A 6,876-nucleotide genomic window follows, 5' to 3' on the forward strand; every position below is an offset into this window, starting at 1 on the left:
TGCACGCGTCCGACTCCCAACTGCTCGGCGATGTCCTTGTTCTGCATTCCGTTGGCGGCCAGCAGCACAATGCGCGCGCGCTGCGCCAGCCTCACGCTCGTGAGCTTCGACCGAACCAGCCTCGTCAAATTGGTTCGCTCCTCGTCGGTCAACATGATCTCGGGGGCAACTCGCACTCACTCTCTCCACGCTGTGTCGCAGTGTGGGCATTGGAGACGCCGAATTCATATACGTTCCATCAAGAACAGAACGCTACACTAGGCCCCCCTGACGCTTTGGAGCAAGGCGATCTTGGGAGAGCATTTCAACGCATCTTGGTCGGCCGGCGCGATGATTGCGCGCGGTGACGTGGTGGTCTATGCCACTACCGGCCTGCCTATATCGCGGGTATGCTTAACGTGATAGTGTGCCTGAAGTTCCTGCACAAGAGATTGCCTTTCCGTCAGCAGATCGACGTCCAGTGGGACGTTGAGGTTCGCCACCTGAAGTTGCTTCAGTTTTTCCCAAGCTTTGTAGTCGTGGAACGGATTAAGGCCGATCAAATTACCGAGGTCGTTCTCAGCTTGCCCGAGCGATGCCGAAATGGTTACAAAGTCATCGACGGCACGCTTCATGTCCCAGGCGTTTACGAAGAGGAGCAGGGCAGAGAAGGCTAGTAGGTGCGCAGGGACTGCCGTGCCAGGCTTTCTGGTTAATTGGCTAATGGGCACGTGGTTGTGATGGATGAACTCCGCTAACGAGATGCTGAGGTCGAATTCATGCTTTAGAGCCGTCGGGTCGAAGGCGAACTGCCCTTGATATCGTTTAGCCAGCGATTCGACTCGCTCCGCAATCGAAAATGACCATAGCCAATTCTTTCGAATGGCCTCGTACGCATCGCGGTGGCGCTGAATGAGAATGCGTGTCGCCTCTGCTTTCCAGTCGAACCCGGGCAGGGAAGCAATTTCTGTGGTTAGCGCCACGCTTTCCGGAAGCTGCCCAAATGTGCCGTGCTCCAATCTCGTAAGGTTATTGACCCATTTTGGCAAGCGGGGATCAAGTGAAACCAGAAAAGTCGATTCAAGCTTCTTATTGAAGAACCATTCGCGCATGTCGCGAATGGTTTTTTGATCGAACACGGCCTTGTGGATTCCGGCACATACGAGATCTCGGATGGCTCTTGTGAGGACCGAGTTGGCTGCCCCGAACTGAACTGCGGTTTCTGGGGTGACGTTGCTTGCGTCGTCTGCAGCAAAGTCGCATTGTTGGCGGTGGCCAGGCGACACAAACCTGAAGCAGGCCTGACGGACTTTCCTGCTGGTGGTACGGGAGGTAGCTTCTTTGACAATCTCCGCGCCCGTGACAAAGCAGCTCGGGCACTCGATGTCGACGCGGATATGCTCTCTCCAGGAGTCAGGGATTTGCTCTGTGGATGTTGGGATCTTTACCCCATGTTTGGCCGACAGCGCCAGGAGAACCTGCTCAACATCAAGCTCCTTGCCTTCGGAGACGGAGTATGCGGTCAATGGCATGTCGAGACCTTCTTAAGGGTGGGCTACCGCCAAGCGGGACCATGCCGGCCATGGCGTCTTCAGAGTCCGCCATGGTATGCGTTTTTGCCGGCGGTGCCCAACAGCGATCGGCGGGGCCCCTTCAGATTGGCGGGCAACCATGGGCTGTAGCACGGCCGGCTCTGCCGCGAGGTCGCCCGAAGCACTTTGCTGTAAAATTATGCAACCTGATGCAAACGGCAGCATAAACCCATGAATCGTACCGTGGACAATGACATCAAACGCGTGACAGTCACTTTACCCAAGAACCAGCTTGATGCCCTGCAGGCCATTGCGCTGCGTGAGGACGTCAGCGTTGCGTGGCTGATTCGCAAGGCAGTCGGAAAACTGCTGCAGCAAGGTGTGCATGTACCTGGATCTGGGAATCCTCCCCTTGAGGAACGTCCATGAACGTCGGATCGTTGCAGGCCAACTACACAGTGGCGCGGTTTTGGCGCTGTGCCCTTCAGGTCAATCCCTCTGGGTACCAGTCCAAATACCGAGGTTCCGAGCATGGTCTCACCGAGCGTGAGTACAACGAGAAGATTCTGGAACAGTGCAAAGCGCTGGACGTTAAGGTTATTGGAATAGCCGATCACGGAAGCGTTGACGCGGTGGACGGCTTGCGCCAACTCCTTGAGGCAGATGGCATTGTTGTTTTCCCAGGGTTCGAAATCGCTTCCAGCGAGAAGATTCACATGGTGTGCCTCTTCCCAGAGGGTACAAGCAGCGGTCAACTAAACCGTTTCCTGGGCAAACTGGATCTCACCGATGTAAAGGACACAATTTGGCCGTCGCGCAAGGGCTGTCTCGAGCTGGCACAAGCGATTTTTGAGATGGGGGGTTTCTGGTATGCAGCGCACATGACCGGAAACAACGGCCTTCTGCGCCTGAACCAGGATGGAGGAGGGCTCGTCCATATTTGGCAAGATGAAGCGCTCGTTAAAGCAGGGCAGATCCCCGGTCCGGTTAAAGACTTGCCGAGCAACTATAGAGATATCGTTCTCAATAAGAATGCCGACTATCGACGTGCGCATCCAATCACCCCGCTAAATGCGAAAGATGTGGCAAAGCCAGAAGACTTGGCCGATTCTGGCGCAACTTGCTGGATCAAGATGACCCGTCCAGGTTTTGAGGGATTTCTTACCGCATTTAAGGATCCCGAGTCACGCATACGGTTGGGGGAGCTGCCAGAATTTCACTATTCGAGAATCGAGAAGCTGAGTTTTTATAGCGGATATCTTGATGGTATTGTCATCGACTTCTCTGCTCATCTCAATGCGGTGATCGGGGGGCGAGGTACCGGAAAGTCCACGCTCATCGAGTGTCTGCGCTATGCACTCGACGTCCCCCCTCGAGCGGCATCCGCTCGGCGGCAGCACGATGACATCGTCAAAGCGAACCTGGGTGCCGGTAGTCGAATCGAGCTGGTGGTTGTCTCAGCGGCGCAGAACGGTCGTCGCTATACCATCACGCGGCGCTACGGCGAGCCGCCAGTGGTCAAGGATGACGCGGGTCGGGTTTCACAGCTGGTGCCGGGTGATCTACTGCCACGCATCGAGATTTACGGTCAGAACGAAATCTTCGAACTCGCGCGAGACGCGATGAGTCAGACGAAGCTCCTGAACCGCTTTTTGCCCGGTGGTACTGCCCGAGCCAATGAACTTGCGTTGATAGGTAAGCGACTGGCTGACAATCGACACAAATTGCTGGCTGCCGTCCAGCAAAAAGACGATGTTCAGGCGCAAGTTGCTCGGTTGCCGAAGCTAACGGAGCAGGTGCTCCAGTTCCAATCATTGGGGTTGGAGTCTAAGTTGGCTCTCGTGCCGAAGCTCGAGCGTGAGAGACAGCTGTCGAAGCGGGTGCAGGAGGAGTTCGAGCGTGCTTATGGTGGAATTGAGTCGCTGCGGGACAGTTTGCCGGATACAGCGTTTCTCAGCGATAAAGCTCTGGAGGGCTTGCCTCATGCTGATGTCTTTGTCCGGATCCGGGAGGTGCTTGACAAGGTTACCGGGGAACTCCATCGCTCACTAGAGAATCTCCTGGCATTGCACGGTACCGCCCTGATTGCCACAGATGCCGAGCAAATCCTGCTGAAGTCAAAGATCGACGCTGAGGCTGCCGGACTGGAAAAGACGTTCTCCGATCTCCCCGCATTCGCCGGAAAATCCGGCCGCGATGTTGGTCGAGCCTATCAAGACCTTCTACGCGAAATCGAGTCGATCCGACCCAGCGAAGTCCGCATCGCGACTGTCGATAAGTTGCTACAAGAGTTGGAGGGGCAGCGGCGCAATCTGCTCGATGAGTTTGCTAGCGTCCGAGATCAACGCAGTGAGGAACTCCGAACGGCTGTCAAGAAGCTGAACCGCAAATTGCAAGGCAAGCTGAGACTCAATCTGAAGATCGGTGGCCAGCGCCGGGCGCTGAAGGAGTTTCTTTTTGAGATGCCGGGTCTCGGGGAGAAGAAGCTCGCATGGATTGATCAGTCCGGGGACGATCTGACCATCGCTGCACTTGTCAAGGCGATCAAAGGTGGCGAGAGTGAGATCAAGTCGCTGACTTGGGATTGGGGCATGCAGCCCTCGGTTGTCGAAGCTCTGGCCAGGATGGAGCGAGGCCGTTTGCTCGAATTGGAGGAAATCGACCTTCAGGACCGGATTCTGATCGAGTTGAATGTGGCGCATCATGCCGAAGTGTTTAAGCCACTGGAACACCTCTCCACAGGACAGCAATGCACGGCAATCCTTCATCTGCTGTTGTTGGACAACGATGACCCGTTGGTGATGGATCAACCAGAGGACAATCTCGACAATGCCTTTATTGCCGAGCGTATCGTGACCCAGCTAAGAGGCGCGAAGACAGAGCGCCAATTCCTCTTCGCTACCCACAACGCGAACATTCCCGTTTTTGGTGACGCAGAGTGGATTGGCATTTTTTCTGCGACGGATAGTCATGCCGAGATGCCTGTCGATGCGCAGGGCTCCATCGATGTCCCAGAGATCCGCGAGAAAGTCGCGGAGATCCTCGAAGGAGGGCGGGAAGCCTTCTCCCAACGCAGAGTGAAGTACGGATTTTAAGAGAACGCAATGCTCAAGACGGATCTGCTGGAAATCATTGCGAACGGTGAGAACTCGGGTGTGGAGTTCAAGCGAGACGACTTGCGGCCAGAAAGCCTGGCGCGGGAAGTCGTTGCAATGGCAAATTTACGCGGCGGTATGGTGTTGCTGGGTGTCGAGGACGATGGATCGATCTCGGGAATCCAGCGTCAAGACCTGGAAACTTGGGTAATGAACTCCATCTTTGCTCACGTGTATCCTATGCTCCTGCCATTCTACGAGGTTGTCACACTCGATGACGGCAATCAGGTGGCTGTCGTCTCATTCACGATGGGGACGAGCAAGCCTTATGTCTTGCGTCACAATCAACGAGAGGACATATACATCCGGGTAGGCAGTACGTCTCGACTTGCTGACCGTGAAGCGCAAGCGCGACTGTTTGCCACAGGAGGATTGCTGCACAGTGAGACATTACCTGTCTCCGGAGCATCTCTGGATGCCCTCGATCGCGAGCGCCTCAAGGACTATCTGCTGACATATGCGGGCGATCAGGAACTACCTCTTAATGAGGAAGCATTGATTGAGCGCATGCTGGGCCTTGGCTTCATGACAAAGGTGGAAGGGCGCGAGCCAGTGTCTAGCATCGCGGGCATCGTCCTGTTCGGGCGTACGCCACGCAGGTTCTTGCGCCAAGCTGGGATTCGATGGATGGTCTTTGATGGCGAAGACAAGACATACCAGGCGCTTGATGACACCGAATTGGATGGGCCGCTAGTGGCCAGTTTCATTCGTCAGAAAAATGGCTCGAGGGAGCTTCTTGAGCGGGGGCTAATCGAAGAACTATTTGACAGGATGCAAGGGCAGCCCCTTGTCAGCTCAGAAGGTGAAGACCTCGGCGATGGCTTGCGTCGAGAAAGGACCTGGCATTATCCGCCCGATGCCTTGCGCGAAGCCCTCGTGAATGCTCTTGCGCACCGTGACTGGACGCGCCCTTTGGAAGTCGAGGTCGTCGCATACTCGAATCGTCTGGAGGTGATAAGTCCTGGGGCTTTGCAGAACTCCATGACAGTGGAAAAAATGCTGGCAGGGCAACGCTCACCGCGAAATCCTCTGATTGTCAATGTGCTCAGAGATTACGGCTACGTTGATGCGCGGGGGATGGGCGTTCGGAACAAAATTGTTCCCCTGGTCAGGGCCGCGGCAGGTGTGGCGCCGCAGTTTGACGCAACCGAAGATCACGTCGTTGTCTCTTTACCTCGTTCGTAAGGGTAGCGGTCGCCTATGACAGCCCTCTGACGCTATCTGCGGCTAGCAGCTACGCGAGGTTGTAAGCGACCATTCTAAAGACTGCTCAGCGCGCCTGATGACCACTGCCACGCTCGGTGCGGCCCCGCAGATTTCATAACCGGCCTTCCTATCGCCCGTTGCGATGCCCGTCGTCTACCAACTGACTCCAGAATGCGGAGATCAGGGATTGGCGTCAGCGTGCGCGCCGTAAACAGGATGAACCACTGCGCGCCGGATTCGCGTAGGTTCGTCTGTGGTCTGTGTTTTGGTCGGTCATGCCCCATAGTATGGCATGGTCCGTGTGCAGGTCATTCCGAAGGCGTCATGGATTTCTACGACGATCTTTGGATGACGTTTGTCATGAGCCGTCGATTCCTACATCGGCGGGGATGACAACACGCACGGTTTCAGCCAAGCTCTTTCGGTTTGCGAGAAGGCCCGTGCTGCAGCGGGATATCCTGTCCGACAGGAAAGGCAGTTTGCCGGCCGACTTCCGTGTCGATCAAAATGCCGACACCATGCCATTTTGACGGGGATAGAGGATGTTTACGGTTGTTCAGTCCGAGACGCAAGTTCCTCTACGCGCGCGCGGACAAGCTTTCTTGGTCGAAGATAATTGGGACGATTGGTTCAGCTTTCGTACGAAATTCTACCTCGTTGTTTTTGACATGGAGGGAGCCAGGCACGCCCCGGGCTCTGTCAAGATCGGGCAAGCAGGTTTGCGCGCAGCTGCAGGCGCGCCAAACCTGCCGCCTGGCACACGAAAGCCTGATCTTCCTGCGCAATTTCAGGCGCTCGCGCCTGAGCATTTTTTCTCCCTCGGGCAGGACGAAGATTACTACGCCAATCTAGTGCAATGTTCCATTCTGTTTGGAACTTAAGCGGCGGTTGGCACGAATGACCTNCTGTAGGATGTCGCGAGCGCTCTTGGTCCAGATGAACGGCTTGGGGTTGGTGTTGTGGTGAGCGATGTACTCGTTGATGGCGTCGACCAGTTCCGGCAC

The 6,876-nt window shown here is 55.7% G+C and carries 5 protein-coding genes; 3 read left to right on the forward strand and 2 right to left on the reverse strand.

Annotated elements, in window-relative coordinates; translation table 11 throughout:
• The coding region (locus A3A5_RS45615; RefSeq protein ID WP_018310273.1) for a helix-turn-helix domain-containing protein at positions 1 to 155 on the reverse strand (155 nt) is incomplete at its 3' end.
• A gap of 201 nt (positions 156 to 356) precedes the next feature.
• Complete coding sequence (locus A3A5_RS0109885; protein ID WP_018310424.1) at positions 357 to 1,511, reverse strand: hypothetical protein; 1,155 nt, start codon at positions 1,509 to 1,511, stop codon at positions 357 to 359.
• Positions 1,512 to 1,742: 231 nt separating this feature from the next.
• On the opposite strand from A3A5_RS0109885, the gene A3A5_RS41115 reads away from it, so the two are divergent.
• From A3A5_RS41115 to A3A5_RS0109900, 3 genes are read left to right on the forward strand one after another with little or no spacing between them, the layout of a single operon-like run.
• Positions 1,743 to 1,940: a CopG family transcriptional regulator gene (locus tag A3A5_RS41115; protein ID WP_081623848.1), complete on the forward strand. Its 198-nt coding sequence runs from the start codon at positions 1,743 to 1,745 to the stop codon at positions 1,938 to 1,940.
• A complete protein-coding gene (locus A3A5_RS0109895; RefSeq protein WP_018310426.1) occupies positions 1,937 to 4,606 on the forward strand; it encodes a TrlF family AAA-like ATPase in 2,670 nt (889 codons plus the stop codon). The genes A3A5_RS41115 and A3A5_RS0109895 overlap by 4 nt, the downstream gene beginning before the upstream one ends.
• Before the next feature lie 9 nt (positions 4,607 to 4,615).
• On the forward strand, positions 4,616 to 5,851 hold the full coding sequence (locus A3A5_RS0109900) for an RNA-binding domain-containing protein (RefSeq protein WP_018310427.1): 1,236 nt from the start codon (positions 4,616 to 4,618) through the stop codon (positions 5,849 to 5,851).
• The last annotated feature ends 1,025 nt before the right edge of the window (positions 5,852 to 6,876 follow it).

Origin of the sequence: Cupriavidus sp. UYPR2.512 (genome assembly GCF_000379565.1) — a bacterium.
Classification (GTDB): domain Bacteria; phylum Pseudomonadota; class Gammaproteobacteria; order Burkholderiales; family Burkholderiaceae; genus Cupriavidus.